Here is a 23,631-nt window from a genome sequence, read left to right as displayed (position 1 = left end):
GCGAAACTTATTATTAACCTTTCACTAACCTCAGGGAAGAATAAACTTAAACTTCTGTTTGAACTGTGTAACCGATCAAGCTTCTGCCTGTTGTTGCAAACGAATCCACATCGCCTGCACCAGCTTCTCATCCTCTTCCGAGAGTTCACCCTGCAAAATGGCCTCGTTCAGGCTGCGCAGCACATAGCTCTTTACATCCCGCACCAGGGTCTTGCCTTCCAGCTCGGCCCGCGCCACCGCCAGCGAGATGTGGCCGCGCAGGTAGCCCCCGGCAAACAGCTCGTCATCGGTCGCCGTGGCCACCATGCTGTCTATCAGTCCCAACAACTTGTGCTCAAATTCATGAATCGTCATTTAACGCAGCCTCATTTTCCGGGATTGCCGGCAAAATAATTCGGGGGAGTGGAACCGCGATCCGGTTGATCGCGGCTCTCTGGCGCCAGGCCAGCCGCATCCTTGATGTCCTATTCCGGGTTGGCCACCGGGTAGATGACCTGATCCTTGTATCCCGTGGTGATCCGCAGATAACCACTTAACGACCGGTTCAGCGCCGGATCATCGGTATCCACCAACAGCGGACGGCCAGCGAGGGCTGCCAGCTTGGCTTTGGTGGCCAGGACCTGGATCTGGTCCCGCCCGACGGCCCGGATCACCTCTGGACTCAGTTGCTGATTTCCGCGCCCGAACAGATGTCCCTGACCGCCGATCAGGGTGATGATCAGCCGGCAGCGACGACCGCGGATCCGGGTCAGGATCTCGGCGGCGCAGAGATCCTGCCCGATAAGCCGGCCATTTTCCACCAGATCCACACCGAGCAGGGTATTTTCCAGACCCAGCTCCGCCATGCAGGCCGCCACCGTGCTGCCGGATCCCATCAGATAGAGGGTATCGGGCTCCATCTGCTCGACCACACCGGCGGCGATGTCCGCCAGCACCAGCTCTTCGGACTCCCGTCCCCCCTGCTTGACCGCCTGCACGTAGCGCAGATCGCCGGGCACCTGCAGCTGGCCATAGTGGCGGGCGCGCACCTTGCCGGCGCGAAACGCCTCCTCGTCGATGTCCATCACCTCGGCATCCACCAGGCTCAGCAGTTCGCCTGCGATCATCCTGGCCGCCACCCGGCCGCTGGCGGCGGGGGTCACCCCGTACACCCCGGAGTGGATCTTGCAGCCGGCCGGAATGCCCAGCACATGGCACGACTCCCCCACCGCCGCACAGATGTCCCGCGCCGTGCCGTCACCGCCGGCAAACAGCAGCAGATCGACGCCGGCCTCGCGCAGCGCCAGCGCCGCCGCGCGGGTATCGGCCGCCGTGGTGGGCACAGTGGCGGGCTGGTAGACGATGCGACAGGGCAGACCGAGCTCGCCGGCAAGCCCGGCCCCCATCTCCCCCGCCACCGTCAGCAACTCGAAACGCTCCGCCAGTTCACACAGTGGCAGCAGCGCCTGACGAGCCCGCTCGCAAGCCTTGGGCACGGCGCCACGAGCCAGCGCCTCGGCCACCATGCCGTCACTGCCCTTGAGACCGACCGCGCCGCCGATGCCGGCGACCGGATTGATGATGAGTCCTAAACGAAACATATGTCCCTCCCGTTGGATGGTCGCCATTTTTATCTTTTCCAGCCACTGGGACAAGCCATAACCCCCTGCTAGAATGCGCGGTTCCAACCCTCAACCAAAGTTAAACCAAGGTTTCATCATGCTGGAATGGATTGCAGACCCCTCCGCCTGGGTCGCGCTCGCCACCCTGACCCTGCTCGAGATCGTGCTCGGCATCGACAACATCATCTTCATCTCCATCCTGGTCGGCCGCCTGCCGGAAGCCCAGCGCCAGAAGGCGCGGATCCTGGGCTTGGGCCTCGCCATGGGCACCCGCATCCTGCTGCTGCTCTCCTTGGCCTGGGTGATGCGCCTCACCGAGCCGCTGTTCACCGTGCTGGGCGAGGCCATCTCGGGCCGCGATCTCATCCTGTTGCTGGGAGGCCTATTCCTCATCGGCAAGAGTGCCCACGAGATCCACGCCACCCTGGAGGGGGCCGCCGAGCCCGAGAGCGTGAGCACGGCCGCTTCCGGCTTCATCAGCACCCTGATCCAGATCGCCATTCTCGACATCGTCTTCAGCCTGGATTCGGTCATCACGGCGGTGGGCATGGCGGATCACGTGCCGGTCATGGTGCTGGCCATCATGATCGCCGTCTTCATCATGATGTTCGCCGCCAAGGCCATCGGCGACTTCGTCGACAACCACCCCACCATCAAGATGCTGGCCCTCTCCTTCCTCACCCTGGTGGGCTTTGCGCTGATGGCCGAGGGGATGGATCTGCACATTCCGAAGGGCTACATCTACTTCGCCATGGCCTTCTCGCTGACGGTGGAGATGATCAACATCCGCCTGCGCAGTCACCACGACCGCGAGAAGCTCAAGCAGCAATAACGGCGAGCCACAAAAAAGAGCGCCTGATGGCGCTCTTTTTGTATCTACACAACCGTGTCATTCATTGCTGATGACAATCGCCACGCGGCGGTTCTCGGCCCGACCGGCAGCCGTCTTGTTGTCGGCTATCGGATCGCGCTCGCCACGGCCCCGGATGTCCAGGTTGGCCTGCGGCATGCCGACCGAAACCAGCACGTCGGCCACCGACTGTGCCCGCTTGTAGGAGAGCTGATCGTTATAGTCCGCCGCCCCGTTGGAGTCGGTATGGCCATCGATCCGCGCCCGGTTCAAGCCCACTTCCAGCAGAGTCGTCCCCAGTTTTTCCACCACGACGCGCGTCTTGGGGGTCAGGGCATCCGCGTTGTTGGCAAACAGCACACGGTTGGAGAAGTCCAGAGTCCAACCCTCGTCGGTCAGGCGAAAGCCTTGCTCCTTGAGTACGGCGATCTGCTCTGCCGTGAGGCCGTGGGGGGCACTCTGGCAACCCATCAGCACGCTCAGCAGCAGACCGATCAAGCCGGTTTTCATCAGGACATGGATCTTCATTGTTATTTTTCCTCAGCAGAGACATCAAATTCCAGCTGCTCATGGAGTGCAAGCTCCCGACGCAGCCGTTTGGCTTGGTACATGGCATGGTCCGCCTGCTGCAGCAGATCGGCGGCACTCTGCCCCTGATCCGGATACAGCGCGACGCCAATGCTGACGGCCGCCACCAGCTGGCTGCCGTCCCCCAGTACCACGGGGTCCGCCATGGCCTGCTGGATGCGGGCAACCACATCCTCCGCCTCCTCCACCAGGGAGAGGGGGGTGAGCAGGATGGCAAACTCGTCGCCCCCCAGACGGCATACCAGATCCATCGGCCGCAGCTGATGTTGTACCCGTCTGGCCAGCGCGATCAGCACGTCATCCCCGGCGGCATGGCCCAGGGTGTCGTTGATCTGCTTGAAGCGATCACAATCGAGGTAGAGCAGCGCGAAGCGCTCGTCATGCAGCCGGCCCGTGGTGACCGCCTGATCCAGACGAGCCTCAAACAGAGCACGATTGGGCAAGCCGGTCAAGGCATCGTGGGTGGCCTGGTGCAGCAGGCTGGCATTCTCCCGCCGCTGGTGGGCCTGCCAGGCCTCCAGTTCGTCGAGCAGGGAGTTGAAATCCTGACCCAGCTCGTGCAGCTCGGCGATGTTGGCCTCCGGCACCCGCATGGCGAGGATCCGCTGGCGGCTCACGCTGTGGGCCACCTGGGCCAGCTCCTTGAGCGGCGCCGTGAGGGAGTGTTGCATCCGGTGCGCCACATAGAGGGCCCCCAGGGTGCTGAGCACCAGGCAGAGCAGCATGGCCAGCAGGGTTTGCAGCAGGAACAACAACAGATACTGGCCGTGCCCCACCAGGTGGATGTGGGCGATCTCCATGCCCCCCCGCATCATGGGCTGATCCACCGGCCCCGGCAGGATGATCCGCGCCAGATACTGCTCAAGGCCGGACCAGGGGGTGCTCATGGCCCGGCTCCAGCTCGCCAGCAGCTGGCCGCTCGGCAGATAGATGCTGGCCTGCGCCACGTCTTCGTGCGTGAGGATGGCCTCCAGCGCCTCCCGGGCCGCCTCCTCGTCGTGGAACACCACGGCCGCTTCGCTGGTATAGCCGATGGCGCGGGCGACCAGCTCCAGATTGTGATCCGCATAGAGCCGCAGCGCCAGCAGGGCGATGCCGGTCAGCAGCAGACCGGCCATGCAGACCGCGGTCAGGGACGTCACCAGGTGGGTGCGTCCCAGACTCTGTCGCAAGGTGAGGCGCTGGGAAGGGGGGCGGAACAGACCTATCATGCCCCCCCCTCATCGGCCTTGGCCAGTTTGAGCACCGCCGGATGCACCCGCACTCCGCTCCTGGCCAGGGCATCCAGATTGACCCTGAACCGGATCCGCTCCTTGCCGATCTGCAGGCAGAAGACGGCGTCGGCCACGCACTCGGAGCTGGATTCGCTGATGCTGAGGATGGGGTAGCCACGCAGCCGTTCAAACAGCGGCAAGCGCCGCTCGGAGGAGAGCACCCCCAGATAGAGCACGTCGCACTGGGGGCCGATCGCCTCGTCATCGATTTCGTAGCGATGGACGCTGACCGGTCGGCCGTTGGCCTGCTGCTTGATGGAAAAGAGCGCGGTGGCGTATTCCGTCGGTGCCGCCACGCACAGGCGCAGCTCGCTCGGTTCATTCGGCCAGCGGGTATAGCTGAGAATGTCGAGCACGGTCTGGCGTACCTGCTCGGACCGCAGCTCGGCCGCGGTGAGCGGGGGCGACTCGCCGGAGAGGGCCAGCGAGCAAAACAGGGGCGCCAGCCAGACCAGGATCCTGAACAGTGAAAAAGTGTGCATCATGCCTGCGCTTACACCCGCCTCAGCAACCACACAGGGCACAGGCCCGAAGGGGGTGAGCCGGCAGGAGATAGTATGGAACTTGTCAGCAGCATGACAAGGCGCAGCCCGCAGAGCAAGGGGCTGACCGGGCTGGCGTCACAATAATGAAGAGGGCCCACCCCGGCGTGAGCCCTGCGATAAGTTACATTCATGGGGTTACTTCTTGCTGATCCCGTATTCCCGCAGTTTGTTGGCGATGGCGGTGTGCGACACCCCCAGCCGTTTGGCCAGCTGACGGGTGGAGGGGAACGCCGGGTAGAGCCGCTCCAGCAGCCGGCTCTCGAAGCGTTTCACCGCCTCGTCCAGCCCCCCTTCGAACCACTCGTCGATGAGCGGCATGGCGTCGGCCGCCACCGGCAAGTCCACGTGCTCAGGGCCGATCTCGTCCCCTTCCAGCAAGGTCATGGCGCGATAGAGGCAGTTGCGCAGCTGGCGCACGTTGCCGGGCCAGCGATAGGCGGTCAGGTACTCGGCCATGTTGCGGGTAAAGCGCGGGCGCGGACGCTGCAGTTCGCTGGCAAAACGGGAGACGAACTGCTGGGCCAGCGCCATGATGTCCGCCTTGCGCTCGCGCAGCGGCGGCAGCGCCAGACTCAGCACGTTGAGGCGGTAGTAGAGATCTTCCCGGAACTTGCCCTCGTGCACCAGATCCAGCAGCTGCTTCTGGGTAGTGCAGATGAAGCGCACATTGACCTTCACCTCCTGCTCGTCGCCGACCCGGCGGAACACACCGTCTTGCAACACCCGCAGGAACTTGGTCTGCAGATGGGGCGACATGTCGCCGATTTCGTCCAGCATCAGGGTGCCACCGCTCGCCAGCTCCAGTACCCCGCGCTTGCCCTCAGTGTTGTTGCCAAAGGCGCCGGGGGCGTAACCGAACAGCTCGCTCTCGGCCACGTTGTCCGGCATGGCCGCGCAGTTGAGCGCCATGAAGGGATGGCTGGAGCGCAGACTGGCACCGTGGCAGGCGCGGGCCAGCAACTCCTTGCCGGTGCCGGTCTCGCCGACGATCAGCAGCGGCGCATCCTGCATCGCCAGCTTGCTCGCCTGGGCCAGCACCTGTTTCATCTTCTGGCTCTCGGCCTGCAGGTGCTCAAAGCCCCCCACTTCCACCGCGTGGAGCGCGCTGAAGTGCATGCCGACCCGGCGGGCGGACTTGAGCACCACCACGGCGCCGGCCAGGGCCTGCTTGCCCTTCTCCTCGGCCACGAACAGCGGCATCAGATCCGCCAGATACTCCTCGCCGCCGATGCTGAGCTTGCAGGTCTGCGGGCGGATCTCGCTCGCCTCCAGCCAGCGGCTGAAGGAGAAGCCCTTGACCAGGGAGCCGAGCGCCGCGCCGCGCACCTCCTCCACCGGCAGGGCCAGGGTGGTGAGGGCGGACTGGTTGGCCTGGGTCACCTTGCCCTTGGCATCGAGGGAGAAGACCAGATCCGGCAGCGCCTTGAGCAGCGCCTCAATCTCGTGGTGCTCCCGCTCGGAGGGCATGTAGGGGATGGTCTTGACGTCATAGACGCCGGGAATGCGGCGGATCTCCGGCATCAGGTGCTGGAAATCACGAAACTCCAGCTCGGGAAAGTTGAGATAGATGATGCCTGAGGTATCGATTTCGATGCCGCGCAGATCGATGTTGTGCTCCACCAGGCGGTCGAGCAGTTCCCGGGTCAGGCCCAGGCGGTCTTCACAGCTGACTTCAAGACGCATTCGGGACACACTTCCTAGCTAACTCTATGAATGACCGGATAATACAGACTCGATCCCGCCAGTGCGAGCGCCAGCCCATAAAAATGCGGGCCCGCCCCGTTTTCACCAGGCAGGCCCGCGTCATCTACAGGCGTTTATTTGAGCGACTTGTCGATGAACGATGGCCTCTTCACTTCAGCAGCTCATCCGTGCGCGCCGCCATGATGAAGTCGTTGCGGTGCAAGCCACCTATCTTGCGGGGCCACCAGCTGGCGGTCACCATCTCGCCCACTCGGTGAGTGAGGGCGTCTTCACTTCAGCAGCTCATCCGTACGCGCCGCCATGATGAAGTCGTTGCGGTGTAATCCGCCAATTTTGTGGGTCCACCAGCTGACGGTCACCTTGCCCCACTCGGTGAGAATGGCGGGATGATGAAACTCTGCCTCCGCCAGCTCGCCCAGGCGGTTGGTGAAGGCGAGCGCCTCCTTGAAGTTGCGGAAGGTGAATTCGCGCCGCAGCTGCAGCTCACCTTTTACCACCAGCGGCTGCCAGTCGGGGATGAGGCGCATCAGTTCGCTCAGCTCCTGCTCGCTCACCTTGGGGGCATCGCCGCGGCACGCTTCACACTGCTGGCTGGCCAGTTCGGACATGGGACTCTCCTTGTGTATCGATGAAAAGGGGTAATCAAATACCGGCGGGCGACTCAACTCGCCTGCTTGCCGCCGGCCGGTGCAAAACGGGGGGGACGCAGCCCCAGACGGCGCGCCTCGGCCACCATGGCCATGATATCCTGCTCCGCCAGACGATAGAGCTCATCAAGCTCGGGCAGCACGAAATAGGTGGGCTGCATGATGTCGATGCGATACGGGGTGCGCAGCACCTCGATGGGATCAAAGGGTTGCAGCACAGGTTGGCCACCGAGGGCATAGGCGGTCTCACCGATGGAGGAGAGAATGCCGCCACCGTAGATGCGAAGTCCCTTTGCCGTAGCCAGCAGGCCAAACTCCACCGTGAACCAGTAGAGCCGCGCCAGAAAGACCCGCTCCTCCTTGCCGGCCCGCTGGCCGAGCTGGCCATAGACATGGGTGAAGTGGGCGAAGGCGGGGTTGGTCAGCATGGCGCAATGGCCGAAGATCTCGTGAAAGATGTCGGGCTCCTGCAGGTAGTCGAGCTCGTCCCGGCGGCGGATGAAGGTGGCCACCGGAAACTGGCGGTTGGCCAGCAGGGCAAAGAAGCGGTCAAAGGAGATGAGCGCCGGCACCGCCGCCACCGACCAGCCGGTGGCCGGTTGCAGCACGGCGTTGATCTGGGCCAGCTGGGGGATCCGATCCCGGGGCAGGTCGAGCCGCGCCAGCCCGGCCTGGTACTCGTCACAGGCCTTGCCCTCAAGCGCCGCCAGCTGACGTGCGATCAGGATCTGCCAGGTACCGTGCTCCTCGTCCGAGTAGTGGATCGTGCCCGCTTCATCCGGCTGGTGGGCGGTGTAGATACTTGCCATGGGTGACTCCATCCTCTGGGTTGCAACCCGCCATCCGGGCGGTGTGGCGCCATTGCGCGATGAGATCACTGTAACGGTTTGCCCCCCAAAAAAGCAGCCGACCCAGGGGTCGGCTGCCGCGGACAATTGTAAATAATTTGTGACAACCACAATCGAGCCCCTGGCCTGGTGCTCACCCCTTGTTGAGGTAGCCCGCCAGCTGACCGATCAGCCGCTTGCGAAGCTCTCCCAATCTCGGCTTCTCGTCCGCGCACCAGGGCAGCGGGCGGCACGCCTCTATGGTGCGCAGGCCGAGGCGGGCGGTGAGCAGCCCGGCCCCCACCCCTTGCGCGGCGCGGGCAGAGAGCTTGGCGGTGAGCTCGGCCCCCAGCAAGTCCATCCCCACCTCGGTCACCAGCTCGGTGGCGCCGGCGTAGAGCATGTTGCGAAACACCTGACGGATGAGGCGAATGCGGCTCCAGTAGCCGAGCTCGATGGCGTAGACGTCGGCGATGTCCTCGATCATCCGCAGGTTGCGCCACAGCATCAGCATCATGTCGACGGTGGCGAGCGGACTCAGGGCCACCAGCACGGCGGCCTCCCCCGACCATTTGGCCACCCGCGCCTGGGCCAGCTTGTCGCGCTCACCGAGCACCAGCTGGCTGTAGAGGGTCAACACCTCCCGATCGTTGTGGCTCTCGTCGAGCTGGGCGAGCCAGGTTTGATACCCCTCGCGCCCCTTGTCGCCGCTGCGCTCGGCCAGCCCTTCGCAAAACCCCTGACCCTGGCCGACCCCCTGATGGGCCAGCAGATCCTCGGCCCGCGAGCGTACATCCTGGCGCCGTTTGAGGGTGCGCAGGCGCAGCCACTCGCGCCCCACCACCCCGGCGGTGCCCGCTGCCACCAGTGCCGAGGCCGCCAGCCAGGCACCGCCCCAGAGCGGGGTGGTGAGAAACTGCTCGTAGAGAAAGGCGCCGTACTGGCCCAGAGAGAGCAGGCCGACCGCTCCCAGCCCCCAGGCCAGCAGCCGATGACGGCGGCGCGGCTTGATGACGAGGGCACTCTCCACCTCGGTGAGCTCTTCCAGCTCATCGAGGCGCTCGAAGCTCGCCTCCTCCAGTCGCTGGGCGGGTGCCGGCGCTCGCTGGTCGTCAGCTGTCGTCAAGGTGGGCTCCAGGATCACCTTGCCCTGCAGCGGCGGCTGCGCTTTTGTCTGATCGTTCATCGCTTCTCCTGAAAACCGTCTTCTGGGTGCGGCGACGGAAACAACCCCGGCCGCACACCCTTATTCGAGGTGATCCCCGAGCAGAAACTCCAGCGCCGCATCGAGCCGGATATGGGGCAGCGCCTGATGGGCGCTCATGGGCAGCGGGCGAAAAGCCTGAAAATCAAAGCCCTGATTGTTCCACCACTGCGCAGGGGGGATATGGGATGGCACCTCACCCGGAAACAGCAAGAGCGGCTCACCCGAGAGGCTGGTGCCACGGATGGCGGGGAACTCGCGGCCATCGGCCACCCCCTTGCCCACCTCGGTCGCCTTGATGGCGGCCAGCGCCAGACACTCGGTGGCAATCCCTTCAAAACGGGCCTGGCCGCGGCCGCTGCGCACCAGGTGCTGCAGCAGGGAGACCATAGAGCCATGCTGCTCCGGGGTGACGTGATCGGCCTTGCTCGCCACGAACAGCAGCTTGTCGATGCGCGGTGAGAAGAGCCGCCGCCACCAGTTGCTCTTGCCGTAGGCAAAGCTCTCCATGATGCGGGCGATGGCCTGCTGCATGTCGCCAAAGCTGGCCGCCCCGGCGTTGAGGGGCTGCAGGCAATCCACCAGCACGATCTGGCGATCGAAACCGGCGAAGTGCTGCTCATAAAACCCCTGCACCAGATGCTGCTTGTACTGCTCGAAGCGCTGTTTGAGGGTGGCGTAGAGAGTCCCCTCGGCGGGCTCGCCGGCAGGCTTGTCCCACACCCAGGGCACAAACTGCAGCATGGGGGCACCGACATACTCCCCCGGCAGCACGAAGCGGCCGGGCTGGATCAGGTGCAGCCCCAGCTCACGCTTGCAGGCGTGCAGATAATCGGTGTAGCGCTCGGCGAGCTGGGCCACCGGCCGCTCCTCGAAGTCCTGCTCCGCCTGCCATGCGGGTGCCAGCCAGCCGGCGGCCAGGGTCTGCAGCTCGGGGCGGCGTAGCTGCTCGCGCACCTGCTCGCTCCACTGCTCGTAGCTCATCTCCAGCAGCGGCAAGTCGAGCAGCCACTCCCCGGGGTAGTCCACCAGATCCACGTAGAGGGTAGAGATCTCCCCCAAGTGTTTGCGCAGCGGATGACGGGTGCGATAGCGAATTTCGAGGCGTACCTCGGCCACCCCGCGGGTCGGCTCGGGCCAGGCCGGCGGATCGCCAAACAGAGAGTCGAGGCCACGCTCGTAGGGGAAGGTGGGAATGTGGGCATTTTGCTGGGGTACCCGGCGAGCGCCGAGGATGCGCCCCTGGCGCAGGGCATCCCACAGGGGCAGCCGGCCATCGATGGCCGCGTGTTCCAGCTGGTTGACCAGCGCCGTGATGAAGGCGGTCTTGCCGCTGCGAGAGAGGCCGGTCACCGCCAGCCGGATGTGGCGATCCCGTACCCGGTTCACCACGTCGCTTGCCTTGTGCTGCAGGCGATTGAATTGCTGTTCCAGTTTATTGAGTATCAAGGCTTGTTCTGTTCTCCCGTAGCTGCCCGGCGAAGCGGGTGGCAGGCAGCACCACCCTCGTCATGATCCCCGCCCGCCTCCCCTGCCATCAGAGGCAAGTCCAGGCCGGCGGGGCCATCGTACCGCTCAGGCCTTACAAGTTGCGAAACTCCCGCTGCAGGGTGAACTCCTTGGAGGTCACCAGCTTCTCGATGCGCTGCACCCTGGGCTCTAGCGCATCCAGCTCCTGGCCGATGCGGGCAAGGGCCTGATGAGGCGTGACGCCTGCCTGCCAGCTGCGCGCCTTCATCCGCACCTCGGCAAAGTCGGCATCCTCCTGGGCGTAAAGGGTGACCGGCTTCTTGTCGAGCAGAAACCAGGCGGCGACGTAGGCGGTGAAGGTGATGAAACCGGCGAAGATGAGGCCGCTGATGGCCAGCAACCGCACGATCCAGGTCTCCACCCCGAAGTATTCTGCCAGACCGGCACAGACCCCGGCTATCTTGCCGCGCTGGGGGTCACGATAGAGGTTGCGCCCCTCTTTGCTCCACTGTGTCATACCTTGTTTCTCCAACCAGGAACCTCGGCATCCAGAATCGACTCCAGGGCGCCGACCCGCTCCTGCATCTTCTCGGCACGCACCAGCAAACCCTGCAGCTGTTCACGCTCGCCATCGGCAAGACCGGCGCCAATGCGCCCCTTGGCGCGGTAGTGCAGCACCAGCCAGATGGGGGCCACCACTACCATGAAGACCACCATGGGAACCATCAACACACCCAGCAGATCTTCCATCTGTTATTCTCCCTGTTTCGGCGTGGTGTCGCTCTGCAGCTTCTGGCGCATGGCTTCCAGCTCTTTGCTTATTTGATCGTCGGCTTCCAGCTCGGCAAACTGCTGGGCCAGCGCCTTGTCGGACTGCCCCAGATCGGCGCGGGCCTCCATCTCGTCGATGCGGCGCTCCATGCGTTCGAACTTGCTCACCACCGCCTGGCTGTCGCCACGGGCCACCTGGCTCTGCACATTGAGACGGCTGCTGGCCGCTTCGGTGCGAATGGCCATCGCCTTCTGGCGGGCACGGGCATCTTCCAGCTTGGCTTCCAGCTGACGGATCTCCTCCCCCAGCTTCTCGATGCCGCTGTCCACCGCCTGCTGCTCACGCAAGAGGGAGTCGGCCAGCTCGGCCTGCTTCTTCTTCTCGATAAGCGCAGCGCGGGCCAGGTCTTCCCGCTCCTTGCTCAGGGCCAGCTCGGCCTTGCCCTGCCACTCGGCGACCCGCTCCTGATGGCGGGCGACCTGGCGGCCGATCTCTTTCTGGTTGGCGAGGAAGCGGGCCAGGTTGGATCGCTCCTTCACCAATTCGTCTTCCATCTCCTGGATGATCAGGCGCACCATCTTCTGGGGATCTTCTGCCTTGTCGAGCAGGGCCGTCAGGTTGGAATTGATGATGTCGGCCAGGCGGGAAAAAATACTCATGATTGTACTCCTGTGGTTGGCATACGTTGTTTCTCCATTGACAATGGCAACTTGTGTGCCAATCTGGAACAGAATTTAACTTGTTGATTTATATGGGGCTGCTCGATCGTATTTCAAGAGGCACCACACAAGTAATGATTAGAATCACCAACTTTTGGTAAGATTGACCAGCTTTCACCGACTCACGGGGATGACTATGACCACGGCCACGGAAAGCCTGTTGGGGGAATCCAACGCATTTCTCGAGATCATTGAGCAGGCCTCCCGCCTGGCGCCGCTGCGCAAGCCCGTGCTGATCATTGGCGAACGGGGTACCGGCAAGGAGCTGATCGCCCACCGCCTACATTATCTCTCGGCGCGCTGGGATCAAAGCTTTGTGACCGTCAACTGCGCCACCCTGAGCGAGAGCCTGCTGGAGACCGAGCTGTTCGGCCACGAGGCGGGCTCCTTCACCGGCGCCGCCAAGCGTCACCAGGGCCGCTTCGAGCGGGCCGATGGCGGCACGCTCTTCCTTGACGAGCTGGCCACCACCAGCGCCCGGGTGCAGGAAAAACTGCTGCGGGTCATCGAATACGGGGAGTTTGAACGGGTGGGCGGCGCCAAGGCCCTCAAGGTGGATGTGCGGCTGGTGTGCGCCACCAACGAGGATCTGCCGGCGCTGGCCGACAAAGGGCAATTTCGCCACGACCTGCTCGACCGGCTCGCCTTCGACGTCATCACCCTGCCCCCCTTGCGGGAGCGGCGCGACGATATTCTGATGCTGGCGGAGCACTTCGCCCACGGCATGACCCGGGAGCTCGGCTATCCACTGTTTGCCGGCTTCTCGCGCAAGGCGACCCAGCTGCTGCTGGATTACCCCTGGCCAGGCAACGTGCGGGAGCTGAAAAACGTGGTGGAGCGCAGTATCTACCGCCAGGGCAACCCCCAGTTGCCGCTGGCCGAGCTGGTGCTCAACCCGTTCGATTCCCCCTGGCGGCCCTTGGCTCGCACCGACACCGCCGCGGCGCTGCCGAGCGAGGCGCAACCGGCGCCCGTTGCGGCCACTGCCACCCTGCCGCTGGACCTCAAACAGGCGGTGGCGGGCTACGAGATTAATTTACTCAAGCAAGCGTTGCAGCAATCCCAGTATAATCAGCGCAAAGCCGCCCAACTGCTGGCCCTGAGCTATCACCAGTTCCGCGGCATGCTGCGCAAATACCAGTTGCTGGACAGTGACAACGATGCGGATTAATAACCCGGGCAGCCCGTGCCAGAGCGGCTTCCACCCCTTGCCGGCCCCATCGCCGGCAATTTCGTATAAAAACATGGTTCGACAATGAGAATGCTCAAACCCCTGCTGCTTGGTGTGCTGGTGCTGCTCACCGGTTGTCACAAACAGGATGACGCGTCCAAGACGGGACTCATCTATTGTGCGGAAGGCTCGCCCCAGACCTTCAATCCCCAGGTCTCCAACTCGGGGGTGACCTTGGATGCCAGCTCGCGCCCCCTCTATGACCGCCTGCTGGAGGTGAATCCCAACACCCTGGCGCTCGAAGGCGGGCTCGCCACCCGCTGGCAGGTGAGCGAGGATGGTCTCTCCTATACCCTGACCCTGCGCCAGGGGGTGACCTTTCACCACACGCCCTGGTTCAACCCCTCCCGTCCCCTCAACGCAGACGACGTTGTGTTCACCTGGCAGCGGCTGCTCAACAAGCTGCACCCCTATCACGAGGTGTCCGGCGGCGAATACCCCTACTTCTACAGTCTGGGGCTGGATCAGCTGATCAAGCGGGTCTACCGGAAGGGGGCCGATAAAGTCGTGTTCGAGCTCATCCGGCCGGATGCCTCCTTCCTCGCCACCCTGGCCAGCGACTACGCCATCGTGCTCTCCGCCGAGTATGCCGAGCAGTTGCAAAAGGCCGGCACCCCGGGGCTCATCGACAGCCGCCCGGTGGGCACAGGGCCGTTCAGCTTCAAGGAGTATCGCCACAACGAATACGTGCGCTACCTGCGCCACCCCGGTTACTGGGGCGGCGAGGCCAAGATTGAGCAGCTCATCTACGACATCACCCCCAAATCCTCCAAGCGGCTGGCCAAACTGCTGACCGGCGAGTGCGACGTGATGAGCACCCCCTCCGCCAGCCAGCTGTCGGTGATCGACAAGGATCCCGACCTCAGCCTGGCGGTGCAGTCCGGCATGAACGTCGCTTTCCTCGCCCTCAACACCCGCAAGGCACCGTTCAACAAGGTGCAGGTGCGCCAGGCCATCGCCAACGCCATCAACATCGACAACCTGCTGCAGGCGGTCTATTTCGAGACGGGCCAGCCCGCCAACAGCCTGCTGCCGCCGCTCTCCTGGGGTTACAACCCCTCCCTGCCGATGCGCCAGCCGGATCTCAAGCGGGCGCGCCAGCTGCTCAAGGAGGCGGGACTGGCGCAAGGCTTCGAGATGCAGGTGCTGGTGCAGCCGGGCTCGCGCGCCTACAACCCGGATGCCCTCAAGACCGCCCAGCTGATGCGAAGCGATCTGGCCAAGATCGGCATCAAGCTCAAAATCGTGCAGCAGGAGTGGCCGGTCATCGAGGCCCGCCTCGCCCAGGGTCAGTACGACAGTCTGCTCAGCGGCTGGATCGCCGACAACGCAGACCCGGACAACTTCTTTCGCCAGCTGCTGAGCTGCGCCGCCGTCGAGCGCGGCAACAACTACAGCCGCTGGTGCAGCCCGGCGTTTGATCAGCTGCTGGACGACGCGGTGACCACGCCCCAGCTGGCGTTTCGGCTGCGCAACTACTATTACGCCCAGACCCTGCTCAACGAACAGATGCCGCTCATTCCGCTGGCCCATGCCCTGCGTACCCAGGTCAGCCGCAGCGACATCGAGGGGCTCTCCCTGATGCCCTTTGGCGGCACCGTCTTCAACCAGGCCTATCGGGAGTAAGCATGTTTCTCTATATCCTGCGTCGCATCAATCTGCTGCTCATCACCCTGCTGGCGCTGACCTTCGTCGCCTACCTGCTGGACGTGCGTCTCATCGGCCAGCAAGCCAGCTTCTGGAGCGGCTACCCCGACTTCCTGCGCCGCATTCTGGATGGGGATCTGGGGCTCTCCAGCGTCTCCGGCCTGCCGGTGCTGGACGAGATCCGTCACTACTTCCCCGCCACCCTGATCCTCTGCGGGGCGGCCTTTGCCATCTCGCTGCTGGTGGGCATTCCGCTCGGCACCCTGGCGGCCCTCTCCCAGGGCAAGCCGCTCGATCTCACCATCATGACCGCCGGCCTCATCGGTTACGCGGTGCCGGTGTTCTGGCTGGCACTGCTGGTGGTGATGTTCTTCTCGCTGGAGCTGGGCTGGCTGCCCGCCTCCGGCCAGATCAGCCTGCTCTATGACGTGCCCTCCATCACCGGCATCGCCCTCATCGACGTCTTGATGAGCCACGAGCCCTGGCGCCAGGCTGCCCTGCACGACGCCCTGCGCCACCTGATCCTGCCCTCGCTGGTGCTGGCGGTGGTGCCCACCACCGAGGTGATCCGCCACGTGCGCAGCTCCCTCATCGACGTGATGAAGCAGAACTACATCAAGGCAGCGGCCAGCCGCGGCCTCTCCCGCCGCCAGATCGTCTGGCGCCACGGCCTCAAGAACGCCCTGCCGCCGGTGCTGCCGCTGCTGGGCCTGCAGCTGGGCAGCGTGCTCACCTCCGCCATGATCACCGAGGTGGTGTTCGAGTGGCACGGCATCGGCCGCTGGCTCATCAACAGCATCGCCCTGCAGGACTACGCCGCCATCCGCGGTGCCACCCTGGTGGTGGCCAGCTTCGTCATCTTCATCAGCGTCAGCACCGAGCTGCTCACCACCATCATCTACCCGGCGCGGCGCAAAGAACTCTATGCAAAACAAGACTGAACGTGCTCATGGCATGACCCGGAGCCAGGAATCCTATGCAAGACAAGACTAGCCTCTACCCCGAGCTCAAGATCCTCTCGCCGCTGGAGCAGACCTGGGCCTCCTATCGCCGCAATCCGCTGGCGATGGCAGGACTCTGGTGCTTCGTGATCCTGCTGCTCATCACCCTGCTCGGCCCGCTGGTGGTGCCCTACGGCATCGACGAGCAGCACAGCTCCCGCCTGCTGCTGGCCCCCTCCTGGGCCAACAGCGGCAACATTGACTACTTCCTCGGCACCGACGATCTGGGCCGCGACATCCTCTCCCGGCTGGTGGTGGGCGCCAGGCTCACCTTTGGCAACGCCCTGCTGGTGGTGGTGATCGCCATGGTGGTGGGCACCGCCATCGGCATCCTCGGCGGCATGAGCAAGGGGCTCAAGTCGAGCGTGCTGCACCACCTGCTCGATACCCTGCTCTCCATCCCCTCCCTGCTGCTGGCCATCATCATGGTGGCCATTCTGGGGCCGGGTCTGTTCAACACCCTGATCGCCATCACCCTGGCGCTGATCCCGCCCTTCATCCGGGCCACCTACAACGCGGTCCACACCGAGATGCAGAAGGAGTACATCATCGCCAGCCGGCTCGACGGCTCGCCCCCCTTGCGGATCATGCGCCTCGCCATTTTGCCGAACATCGTCGAGACCCTGGTGGCCCAGACCACCCGCACCCTGTCGGCGGCCATCCTCGACATCTCGGCGGTGGGTTTTCTCGGCCTCGGTGCCCAGTCACCGCAACCTGAGTGGGGCGCCATGCTGGCGGACTCCAGCGATCTCATCTATCTCGCCCCCTGGACCGTGACCCTGCCGGGCATGGCCATCCTGTTCAGCGTGCTGGTCACCAATCTAGTAGGTGAAGGCATTCGCGAAGCACTCAAAGAGGGGAACGACTGATGCAATGCTCTGTGCCCAAGATAGGCATGCTCACCCTTGTCCCCCGCCAATTCCTGTACGGCGTGCAGGTCAACCCATCGCTGGTTGGCGAGGGCATTCGCGAAGCACTCAAAGAGGGGAATGACTAATGCCTCTGCTCGACATACGCAACCTCACCATCGAGATCGACACCCCGCAGGGCAAGGTCAAGGCGGTGGACAAGGTGAGCCTGACCCTGGCCGAGGGGGAGATCCGCGGCCTGGTGGGAGAATCCGGCTCCGGCAAGAGCCTGGTGGCCAAGGTGATCGTCGGCATCCAGAAGGACAACTGGACGGTGCGCGCCGACCGGATGCGCTTCAACGACATGGACCTGCTGACCATGGCGCCCCGCGAGCGGCGCCGCATCATGGGCCGCGAGATCGCCATGATCTTCCAGGACCCCATCAGCTGTCTCGACCCCTCCGAGGAGATCGGCACCCAGCTGGAAGAGGCGATCCCGACCGACTCGTTCGAGGGGCAGTTCTGGCAGCGTTTCCAGTGGCGCAAGAAGAAGGCCATCGCCCTGCTGCACCGGGTCGGCGTCAAGGATCACCGCAAGGTGATGCGAGCCTACCCCCACGAGTTGTCGGACGGCATGTGCCAGAAGGTGATGATCGCCATGGCCATCGCCAACCAGCCGCGCCTGCTGGTGGCGGACGAGCCCACCAGCGCCATGGAGTCCACCACCCATTCGCAGATCCTGCGGCTGCTGGACAAGATGAACAAGCTGGGCAACACCACCATCCTCATCATCAGCAACGACATCGCTGCCATCGCCAACCTGACCGACACCATCAACGTGATGTATTGCGGCCAGATGGTGGAGGTGGGCACCCGGGAGCAGATCCTGGAGACCCCGCACCACCCCTATACCGATGCGCTGCTCAAGTCGATCCCCGACTTTGACAAGCTGGTGCGCCACAAGTCGCGCCTCGAGACCCTGCCCGGCGTCATTCCGCCGCTGCAGCACCTGCCCATCGGTTGCCGGCTCGGCCCCCGCTGCCCCTACGCCCAGAAGCAGTGCGTGCAGACACCGCTGATGAGCAAGATCAAGGGGCACCAGTTCAGCTGCCACTTCCCGCTGAACATGGAAGAGCCCAAGAAGTGAATTCAATCCCGAATCAGAGCGTGGCAGCATGCCCTCTCACCAAGGAGTCAGGACAGTGATCGAACCCTCTCTGCTGCAGGTCAGGGGCCTGTGCAAGACCTATCAGAACCGCACCGGCCTGTTTCGACGCCGGGCGGTGGAAGCCATCAAGCCGCTCTCCTTTGATCTCGAGGTGGGCCAGACCCTGGCCATCGTCGGCGAGGCCGGCTCCGGCAAGAGCACCCTGGCCCGCATTCTGGCGGGCATGATAGAGCCGAGCGGTGGCGAGATCGCCATCGAGGGGCAGCCGATGATCCATGGCGACTATCAGACCCGCTGCAAGCTGCTGCGGATGATCTTCCAGGACCCCAACTCCTCCCTCAATCGCAAGATCCGGGTCGGCCAGATCCTGGAGACACCGCTGCGCCTCAACACCGAGATGACCGAGGAGGAGCGCCGCGACAAGGTGATACAGACCCTGCGCATGGTGGGCATGCTGGCGGATCACGCCCTCTTCTACCCGCAGATGCTCTCCGCCGGCCAGCAGCAACGGGTGGCGCTGGCGCGGGCGCTGATCCTCAACCCCAAGATAGTGGTAGCTGACGAGGCGCTCTCCACCCTGGATATCTCGGTGCGCTCGCAGATCATCAACCTGCTGCTGGAGATGCAGGAGACCATGGGGCTCAGCTATGTGCTGGTGGCCAACGATCTGGGGGTGGTGAGCCACATCAGCGACGAGGTGCTGGTGATGCACGAAGGGCGGGTGGTGGAGCGCGGCAAGACCCTCAAGGTATTCGCCGATCCCCAGCATGAGGTGACCCGCCGCCTCATCCAGAACTACGACAACGAATACCGCCGCTGAGCCCTGCCCGGCGGCCTGCCGCCGGCCCTTTCCCGCTGTTTCCGCTGCCCCGAAAATGAAACAAAAAAATCCCGGCTCAGGGGCCGGGAATTGCGCTCAAAAGTAAATGCGTCGCTCGTAGTAGGAACGCTGCAATGGTAGGCAGCCCCCTTCGCGTCAACAACTGTCAGATCTGACAGGAAGACCGCTATGGAACCTGAACTGCGGATCCGGCGAGCGGATCAGCTCCGCCTCCAGCTGGCCGAAGAAGGCCACCCGCTCGCTGATGTCCTCCCCCGCATATTGCTCGGCCAGCGCCAGATAATCCTGATAGTGGCGCGCCTCTGAGCGCAGCAGGGAGACGTAGAAGCGACCCAGCTCCTCGTCCAGATGGGGTGCCAGCTTGGCAAAACGCTCGCAGGAGCGCGCCTCGATATAGGCGCCGATGATCAGCTTGTCGACTATGGTGGCGGGCTCGTGGGTGCGCACGTGCTGCATCAGGTTGCGCGCGTAGCGGGAGGCGGTCACCGGGCCGTAGGGGATGTCGCGGGCGGCCATCAGCTCCAGCACCTGCTCGAAGTGGTGCAGCTCCTCCTGAATGAGCCGCACCATGGGAAACAGCAGCGGATTGCGAGAGAGCTCCTCGAACACGGTGCGATCGGTCTCTCCCATGGTCCGCTTGCCCAAGATCTCGGCCTTCTCCGGAATGGCGTCCAGCTCCCGATAGAACTCCAGCTTGGGCAGCAGATGTCGCTTGCCCTTGGGCAGGCAGTAGCGGCGCACCAGGCTGTGGGCGGTGAGCGCAGCCTTGTTTTCGCAGTTGGCGTGATCGATGAGCAGGGTCGGCAGCTGGGCGGGATCCCGCGCCATCTCGATCCACGCATCCGGGGTCTCGCAGTGCAAAAACTGGCGCACGGGGGCTAGCAGGTCATCCATCTGAACTCTCGTCTGGTCGGGTTGATACGGCGGCGGCCCATGCTAGCGGATCCCGCCGCCACTGCCCATAGCTGCGGCTACAAACGCTGCTTTTTCAAGCAGATGCAGAGCCCTTTTTGGCAAGCGGAAACAACAATGGGGGCCTTGGCCCCCATCTCGTTGCAACACCTCAGCGTGGAAAACGTTTAACTGCCTTCGTTAAAAATTTCCAGGTTGCTGGTGCCTTCCTGCCACTCGCGCACCGCCTTGTTGTCATCGCTGCGCATGGCGTTGAGGTGGTCGAGGTAGGACTGATCCACGTCGGAAGTGACGTAGTGGCCGTTGAACACCGAAGTCTCGAAGTGACGCAGCTCGGGGTTGATCTCCCGCACCGCCGCTTCCAGATCTTCCAGATCCTGGAAGATGAGGCCATCGGCACCAATCAGTTTGCACACCTCTTCCACTTCCCGGCCATGGGCGATCAGCTCGTTGGCGGTGGGCATGTCGATGCCGTAGACGTTGGGGAAGCGAATTTCCGGCGCCGCCGAGGCGAAGTAGACCTTGGCGGCCCCCGCTTCACGGGCCATCTGGATGATCTGCTCGGAGGTGGTGCCGCGCACTATGCTGTCGTCCACCAGCAACACCTTCTTGCCCTTGAACTCGGAGCTGATGGCGTTGAGCTTGCGACGCACCGACTTCTTGCGCTGGGTCTGGCCCGGCATGATGAAGGTACGGCCGATGTAGCGGTTCTTCACGAAGCCCTGACGGTACGGCAGATCCAGGGTGTGGGCGATTTCCAGCGCCACGTCGCAGGAGGTCTCGGGGATGGGGATGACCACGTCCACGTCGAGATCTTCCCACTCGCGGGCGATCTTCTGACCCAGCTTGCGACCCATGTTGAGGCGGGCGGCATAGACCGACACCTTGTCGATGCACGAATCAGGGCGAGCGAAGTAGACGTACTCGAAGATGCAGGAGCTCATCTGCGGGTTCTCCGCACACTGCTCGGAGAAGAGCTGGCCCTGCTCGGTGATGTAGATGGCCTCGCCCGGGGCGATGTCGCGCACCGTCTCGAAACCGATGGCATCGAGCGCCACGCTCTCGGAGGCGAGCATGTACTCCACCTGCCCCTGCTCGTCGACCCGGCGACCCAGGATCAGCGGGCGAATGCCGTTGGGATCGCGAAAGCCGATGAGGCCATGGCCAATCACCAGGGAGACCACCGCATAGGCACCGCGGATCTGCTGATGCACCTTGCGCACCGCAGCGAAGATGTCCTCCGGTTGCAGGGCCATCTTGTCGCAGCGATCCAGCTCGTGGGCCAGCACGTTCAGCAGCACTTCGGAATCCGAGGTGGTGTTGATGTGGCGGCGGGCCACCTTGAACTGCTGCTCCTTGAGCTCCTTGGCGTTGGTGAGGTTGCCGTTGTGGGCCAGCACCATGCCGTAGGGAGAGTTCACGTAAAAAGGCTGGGCTTCAGCGGCACTGGAGCTGCCTGCGGTGGGATATCTGACATGTCCTATGCCGATATGCCCTTTCAGGCGCTGCATGTGACGCACTTCAAACACGTCCTTCACCAGGCCGTTGGCCTTGCGTTGCCGGAAGTTTCCACTGTCAATGGTCACGATCCCGGCGGCATCCTGTCCCCTGTGCTGCAACACCGTCAAGGCGTCGTAGAGGGCCTGATTGACGGGGGTGGTGCCAACTATACCGACAATACCACACATGTCTTTGCTACCTCGAAGTCACTATACCTGTTTAAGAAAACTGGACGAGTTCAGCATGAACCCGAAGAACCACTGGATGACCGGCTTGAACTCGGGCACCAGCTTGGATGCCACCCACCAGTCGCTCTGGGAGAGGCTGGTGAAGGTATCCATGAAAAAAAGCAGGGCACTGACGATCAGTACCCCGCGAATTGCGCCAAAACAGATGCCGAGCACCCGGTCGGTGCCGGACAGCCCCGTCTTGTCTACCAGCAGGCCCACCACGTAGTTGACCACGCTGCCCAGGATCAGGGTCGCCACGAACAGGGCGGCGATGGCCAGGCCATTGCGCACCAGGGGATCGCTGAACGAGGTGAAATAGACGGCTAGATCGGGATAGAAATGGCTGGCGATGAAGAAGGCGACGAACCAGGTGACAAGAGACATGGCCTCCTTGACGAAGCCGCGCACCAGGCTGATGAGAGCAGAGAAACCGACGATGCCGATGATGGCGTAATCAATCCAGACCATAGAAAAAGATGTCCTGCGAAATTGCGGCGCAGTCTAACAAAAACGATTGCGCAATGCTTGATAAAATTGTGTTACATGTTCAAAGAGGCGCTGGCAACGCAGATTTATTCACGATTAAAACGGTTGACCGGCGCCAGAATGCACAACGCCATGGCATGCCATGGCGTTGTCGTCTGCAATGAGCGCTTACCCGATGTGGGTCAGGCCGCCCATGTAGGATTGCAGCGCAGCCGGGATGGCGATGCGGCCATCTTCCTGCTGGTAGTTCTCCAGCACCGCCACCAGGGTGCGACCCACCGCCAGGCCAGAGCCGTTCAGGGTGTGCAGCAGCTGCGGCTTGCCATCGATGCGCACGCGAGCCTGCATGCGGCGTGCCTGGAAGTCGGTGCAGTTGGAGACGGAGGAGATCTCGCGATAGGTGTTCTGGGCCGGCAGCCACACTTCCAGATCGTAGGTCTTGGCAGCGCAGAAGCCCATGTCACCGGTAGAGAGTGCCATCACGCGATACGGCAGCTCCAGCAGTTGCAGTACCTTCTCGGCGTGACCCACCATCTCTTCCAGCGCGTCCCAGGATTTTTCCGGGTGTACCAGCTGTACCATCTCGACCTTGTCGAACTGGTGCATGCGGATGAGACCGCGGGTGTCACGGCCGTAGGAGCCCGCTTCGGAGCGGAAGCAGGGGCTGTGGGCGGTCATCTTGATGGGCAGTTCCTGCTCGTCGAAGATCTCGTCGCGGGCCATGTTGGTGAGCGGCACTTCGGAGGTCGGGATCAGGGAGAACTTGCGTACCTTGCCCTCTTCTTCCCCTTCCCCTTCGATGCCGGTATTGAAGAGATCCTGAGAGAACTTGGGCAGCTGACCGGTGCCGTACAGGCTGTCCGGGTTGACCAGATAGGGCACGTAGCACTCGGTGTAACCGTGCTGCAGGGTGTGCAGGTCCAGCATGAACTGGGCCAGAGCGCGGTGCAGGCGGGCAATCTGGCCCTTCATCACCACGAAACGGGAACCGGAGAGTTTGACGCCGTTCTTGAAGTCGACGCCCTTGGCCGCTTCACCCAGATCGATGTGATCGCGTACCTGGAAGCTGAACTCGCGCGGGGTACCCCAGCGGCGCACTTCTACGTTGTCGTTCTCGTCACGACCGACCGGCGTGGTGTCGCTCGGCAGGTTGGGGATGGCGTCGGCGATGGTCTTCAGCTCGGCCAGCAGGGCATCCAGCTCGACCTTGCTGGTCTCGAGCTCTTCGTTGATCTTGGAAACGATGGACTTGAGGGGGGCAACATCTTCGCCGCGACGGGCAGCCTCACCGATGGATTTGGAGCGGGCGTTGCGCTCGGCCTGCAGCTCCTGGGTACGGGACTGCAGATCCTTGCGTTTCTCTTCCAGAGCATTGACAGCCGCTACGTCCAGAGCGTAGCCACGTGTCGCCAGACGAGCGGCGGCATCGTCGATGTCGCTGCGCAGATATTTGGGATCCAGCATGGTTTACCTACTTTTTTAAAATGGGATCTGGGCCTGAGTCATCATGACGGGCTGGGAAACAGATCCGGAAGTTAACATCGGTTGGCACACCCCTGTCGTCTT

At 63.4% G+C, this 23,631-nt stretch carries 24 protein-coding genes and 1 pseudogene; 7 read left to right on the top strand and 18 right to left on the bottom strand.

Annotated elements, in window-relative coordinates; genetic code table 11:
- Window positions 1-75: 75 nt before the first annotated feature.
- Window positions 76-354: a YfcL family protein gene (locus BN1143_RS13500; protein WP_005300108.1), complete on the bottom strand. Its 279-nt coding sequence runs from the start codon at window positions 352-354 to the stop codon at window positions 76-78.
- A 110-nt stretch (window positions 355-464) separates the two neighbouring features.
- Window positions 465-1,580 carry an ATP-NAD kinase family protein gene (locus BN1143_RS13495; RefSeq protein ID WP_019838656.1) on the bottom strand — a complete coding sequence of 372 codons (1,116 nt, stop codon included), beginning with the start codon at window positions 1,578-1,580 and terminating at the stop codon, window positions 465-467.
- 118 nt (window positions 1,581-1,698) lie between these two features.
- Between BN1143_RS13495 and BN1143_RS13490 the strand changes: the two genes are divergently transcribed.
- Entirely contained in the window at window positions 1,699-2,433 is a 735-nt protein-coding gene (locus BN1143_RS13490) for a TerC family protein (protein WP_026141382.1), read from the top strand.
- Between the two features lie 57 nt (window positions 2,434-2,490).
- Here BN1143_RS13490 and BN1143_RS13485 read toward each other — a convergent pair whose 3' ends face one another.
- The 12 genes and pseudogenes from BN1143_RS13485 to pspA form a co-directional block, all read right to left on the bottom strand.
- Complete coding sequence (locus BN1143_RS13485; RefSeq protein ID WP_005300102.1) at window positions 2,491-2,979, bottom strand: outer membrane lipoprotein YfiB; 489 nt, start codon at window positions 2,977-2,979, stop codon at window positions 2,491-2,493.
- Window positions 2,980-2,981: 2 nt separating this feature from the next.
- Complete coding sequence (locus tag BN1143_RS13480) at window positions 2,982-4,250, bottom strand: diguanylate cyclase DgcN/YfiN (RefSeq protein WP_017765502.1); 1,269 nt, start codon at window positions 4,248-4,250, stop codon at window positions 2,982-2,984.
- Entirely contained in the window at window positions 4,247-4,798 is a 552-nt protein-coding gene (locus BN1143_RS13475; RefSeq protein ID WP_010634200.1) for a regulatory sequestration protein YfiR, read from the bottom strand. Before BN1143_RS13475 ends, BN1143_RS13480 begins: the two co-directional genes overlap by 4 nt.
- A gap of 195 nt (window positions 4,799-4,993) precedes the next feature.
- Window positions 4,994-6,541 (bottom strand): transcriptional regulator TyrR, encoded by a 1,548-nt coding sequence (gene tyrR, locus BN1143_RS13470; protein WP_010634201.1) that lies wholly within the window; start codon window positions 6,539-6,541, stop codon window positions 4,994-4,996.
- Between the two features lie 169 nt (window positions 6,542-6,710).
- Window positions 6,711-6,841, bottom strand: a pseudogene (locus tag BN1143_RS13465) (4a-hydroxytetrahydrobiopterin dehydratase); the annotation flags it as partial.
- On the bottom strand, window positions 6,832-7,170 hold the full coding sequence (locus BN1143_RS13460) for a 4a-hydroxytetrahydrobiopterin dehydratase (protein ID WP_042050969.1): 339 nt from the start codon (window positions 7,168-7,170) through the stop codon (window positions 6,832-6,834). The pseudogene BN1143_RS13465 and the gene BN1143_RS13460, both read right to left, overlap by 10 nt.
- A 53-nt stretch (window positions 7,171-7,223) precedes the next feature.
- Window positions 7,224-8,018 (bottom strand): phenylalanine 4-monooxygenase, encoded by a 795-nt coding sequence (phhA, locus tag BN1143_RS13455; protein WP_042050968.1) that lies wholly within the window; start codon window positions 8,016-8,018, stop codon window positions 7,224-7,226.
- A gap of 172 nt (window positions 8,019-8,190) precedes the next feature.
- Window positions 8,191-9,222: a YcjF family protein gene (locus BN1143_RS13450; RefSeq protein ID WP_010634204.1), complete on the bottom strand. Its 1,032-nt coding sequence runs from the start codon at window positions 9,220-9,222 to the stop codon at window positions 8,191-8,193.
- Window positions 9,223-9,282: 60 nt separating this feature from the next.
- Complete coding sequence (locus BN1143_RS13445) at window positions 9,283-10,689, bottom strand: YcjX family GTP-binding protein (RefSeq protein ID WP_042050966.1); 1,407 nt, start codon at window positions 10,687-10,689, stop codon at window positions 9,283-9,285.
- Window positions 10,690-10,822: 133 nt separating this feature from the next.
- A complete protein-coding gene (pspC, locus tag BN1143_RS13440) occupies window positions 10,823-11,227 on the bottom strand; it encodes an envelope stress response membrane protein PspC (protein ID WP_005300085.1) in 405 nt (134 codons plus the stop codon).
- Window positions 11,224-11,460, bottom strand: a complete 237-nt coding sequence (gene pspB, locus BN1143_RS13435) for an envelope stress response membrane protein PspB (protein WP_005300084.1) — start codon at window positions 11,458-11,460, stop codon at window positions 11,224-11,226. The genes pspC and pspB overlap by 4 nt, the downstream gene beginning before the upstream one ends.
- 3 nt (window positions 11,461-11,463) lie before the next feature.
- Window positions 11,464-12,141 carry a phage shock protein PspA gene (gene pspA / locus BN1143_RS13430; RefSeq protein ID WP_042050965.1) on the bottom strand — a complete coding sequence of 226 codons (678 nt, stop codon included), beginning with the start codon at window positions 12,139-12,141 and terminating at the stop codon, window positions 11,464-11,466.
- A 196-nt stretch (window positions 12,142-12,337) separates the two neighbouring features.
- Here pspA and pspF point away from each other — a divergent pair, with 196 nt between their 5' ends.
- From pspF to BN1143_RS13400, 6 genes are all read left to right on the top strand, one after another.
- Window positions 12,338-13,372, top strand: coding sequence for a phage shock protein operon transcriptional activator (pspF, locus tag BN1143_RS13425; protein ID WP_042050964.1), 1,035 nt, complete (start codon window positions 12,338-12,340; stop codon window positions 13,370-13,372).
- Between the two features lie 90 nt (window positions 13,373-13,462).
- Window positions 13,463-15,058, top strand: a complete 1,596-nt coding sequence (gene sapA / locus BN1143_RS13420) for an ABC transporter substrate-binding protein SapA (protein WP_042050963.1) — start codon at window positions 13,463-13,465, stop codon at window positions 15,056-15,058.
- 2 nt (window positions 15,059-15,060) lie between these two features.
- Window positions 15,061-16,020: an ABC transporter permease gene (locus tag BN1143_RS13415; protein ID WP_005300071.1), complete on the top strand. Its 960-nt coding sequence runs from the start codon at window positions 15,061-15,063 to the stop codon at window positions 16,018-16,020.
- A gap of 35 nt (window positions 16,021-16,055) precedes the next feature.
- Window positions 16,056-16,949: an ABC transporter permease subunit gene (locus BN1143_RS13410; protein ID WP_005300069.1), complete on the top strand. Its 894-nt coding sequence runs from the start codon at window positions 16,056-16,058 to the stop codon at window positions 16,947-16,949.
- A gap of 127 nt (window positions 16,950-17,076) precedes the next feature.
- Window positions 17,077-18,075 (top strand): peptide ABC transporter ATP-binding protein, encoded by a 999-nt coding sequence (locus BN1143_RS13405; protein WP_005300065.1) that lies wholly within the window; start codon window positions 17,077-17,079, stop codon window positions 18,073-18,075.
- A 55-nt stretch (window positions 18,076-18,130) separates the two neighbouring features.
- Window positions 18,131-18,916: a peptide ABC transporter ATP-binding protein gene (locus BN1143_RS13400; RefSeq protein WP_005300064.1), complete on the top strand. Its 786-nt coding sequence runs from the start codon at window positions 18,131-18,133 to the stop codon at window positions 18,914-18,916.
- 156 nt (window positions 18,917-19,072) lie between these two features.
- Here the strand turns inward: BN1143_RS13400 and miaE are convergent, their stop codons facing one another.
- The 4 genes from miaE to serS all read right to left on the bottom strand — a co-directional run bounded on the left by miaE (window position 19,073) and on the right by serS (window position 23,529).
- Complete coding sequence (gene miaE, locus BN1143_RS13395) at window positions 19,073-19,831, bottom strand: tRNA isopentenyl-2-thiomethyl-A-37 hydroxylase MiaE (RefSeq protein WP_017779989.1); 759 nt, start codon at window positions 19,829-19,831, stop codon at window positions 19,073-19,075.
- Between the two features lie 185 nt (window positions 19,832-20,016).
- The gene (purF, locus tag BN1143_RS13390; RefSeq protein ID WP_005300060.1) at window positions 20,017-21,537 is read right to left on the bottom strand and encodes an amidophosphoribosyltransferase; all 1,521 of its coding nucleotides are present in this window, start codon (window positions 21,535-21,537) and stop codon (window positions 20,017-20,019) included.
- Window positions 21,538-21,558: 21 nt separating this feature from the next.
- Window positions 21,559-22,047: a CvpA family protein gene (locus BN1143_RS13385; RefSeq protein WP_005300057.1), complete on the bottom strand. Its 489-nt coding sequence runs from the start codon at window positions 22,045-22,047 to the stop codon at window positions 21,559-21,561.
- Window positions 22,048-22,233: 186 nt separating this feature from the next.
- The gene (gene serS, locus BN1143_RS13380) at window positions 22,234-23,529 is read right to left on the bottom strand and encodes a serine--tRNA ligase (protein ID WP_042050962.1); all 1,296 of its coding nucleotides are present in this window, start codon (window positions 23,527-23,529) and stop codon (window positions 22,234-22,236) included.
- Window positions 23,530-23,631 lie beyond the last annotated feature (102 nt).

The organism is Aeromonas dhakensis (assembly GCF_000820305.1).
Classification (GTDB): domain Bacteria; phylum Pseudomonadota; class Gammaproteobacteria; order Enterobacterales; family Aeromonadaceae; genus Aeromonas; species Aeromonas dhakensis.
The sequence above is the reverse complement of the archived record's forward strand: the minus strand, read 5'-3'. Positions and strand labels throughout refer to the sequence as shown.

Bases quoted from the DNA above. Each gene is read 5' to 3' on its own strand.
- BN1143_RS13495 (WP_019838656.1), bottom strand. From the start codon at position 1,580: ATGTTTCGTTTAGGACTCATCATCAATCCGGTCGCCGGCATCGGCGGC.
- serS (WP_042050962.1), bottom strand. From the start codon at position 23,529: ATGCTGGATCCCAAATATCTGCGCAGCGACATCGACGATGCCGCCGCT.
- BN1143_RS13405 (WP_005300065.1), top strand. From the start codon at position 17,077: ATGCCTCTGCTCGACATACGCAACCTCACCATCGAGATCGACACCCCG.
- miaE (WP_017779989.1), bottom strand. From the start codon at position 19,831: ATGGATGACCTGCTAGCCCCCGTGCGCCAGTTTTTGCACTGCGAGACC.
- pspB (WP_005300084.1), bottom strand. From the start codon at position 11,460: ATGGAAGATCTGCTGGGTGTGTTGATGGTTCCCATGGTGGTCTTCATG.
- BN1143_RS13490 (WP_026141382.1), top strand. From the start codon at position 1,699: ATGCTGGAATGGATTGCAGACCCCTCCGCCTGGGTCGCGCTCGCCACC.
- sapA (WP_042050963.1), top strand. From the start codon at position 13,463: ATGCTCAAACCCCTGCTGCTTGGTGTGCTGGTGCTGCTCACCGGTTGT.
- BN1143_RS13475 (WP_010634200.1), bottom strand. From the start codon at position 4,798: ATGATGCACACTTTTTCACTGTTCAGGATCCTGGTCTGGCTGGCGCCC.
- purF (WP_005300060.1), bottom strand. From the start codon at position 21,537: ATGTGTGGTATTGTCGGTATAGTTGGCACCACCCCCGTCAATCAGGCC.
- BN1143_RS13385 (WP_005300057.1), bottom strand. From the start codon at position 22,047: ATGGTCTGGATTGATTACGCCATCATCGGCATCGTCGGTTTCTCTGCT.
- BN1143_RS13485 (WP_005300102.1), bottom strand. From the start codon at position 2,979: ATGAAGATCCATGTCCTGATGAAAACCGGCTTGATCGGTCTGCTGCTG.
- BN1143_RS13500 (WP_005300108.1), bottom strand. From the start codon at position 354: ATGACGATTCATGAATTTGAGCACAAGTTGTTGGGACTGATAGACAGC.
- BN1143_RS13450 (WP_010634204.1), bottom strand. From the start codon at position 9,222: ATGAACGATCAGACAAAAGCGCAGCCGCCGCTGCAGGGCAAGGTGATC.
- pspC (WP_005300085.1), bottom strand. From the start codon at position 11,227: ATGACACAGTGGAGCAAAGAGGGGCGCAACCTCTATCGTGACCCCCAG.
- pspA (WP_042050965.1), bottom strand. From the start codon at position 12,141: ATGAGTATTTTTTCCCGCCTGGCCGACATCATCAATTCCAACCTGACG.
- BN1143_RS13460 (WP_042050969.1), bottom strand. From the start codon at position 7,170: ATGTCCGAACTGGCCAGCCAGCAGTGTGAAGCGTGCCGCGGCGATGCC.
- pspF (WP_042050964.1), top strand. From the start codon at position 12,338: ATGACCACGGCCACGGAAAGCCTGTTGGGGGAATCCAACGCATTTCTC.
- BN1143_RS13410 (WP_005300069.1), top strand. From the start codon at position 16,056: ATGCAAGACAAGACTAGCCTCTACCCCGAGCTCAAGATCCTCTCGCCG.
- BN1143_RS13415 (WP_005300071.1), top strand. From the start codon at position 15,061: ATGTTTCTCTATATCCTGCGTCGCATCAATCTGCTGCTCATCACCCTG.
- phhA (WP_042050968.1), bottom strand. From the start codon at position 8,018: ATGGCAAGTATCTACACCGCCCACCAGCCGGATGAAGCGGGCACGATC.
- tyrR (WP_010634201.1), bottom strand. From the start codon at position 6,541: ATGCGTCTTGAAGTCAGCTGTGAAGACCGCCTGGGCCTGACCCGGGAA.
- BN1143_RS13480 (WP_017765502.1), bottom strand. From the start codon at position 4,250: ATGATAGGTCTGTTCCGCCCCCCTTCCCAGCGCCTCACCTTGCGACAG.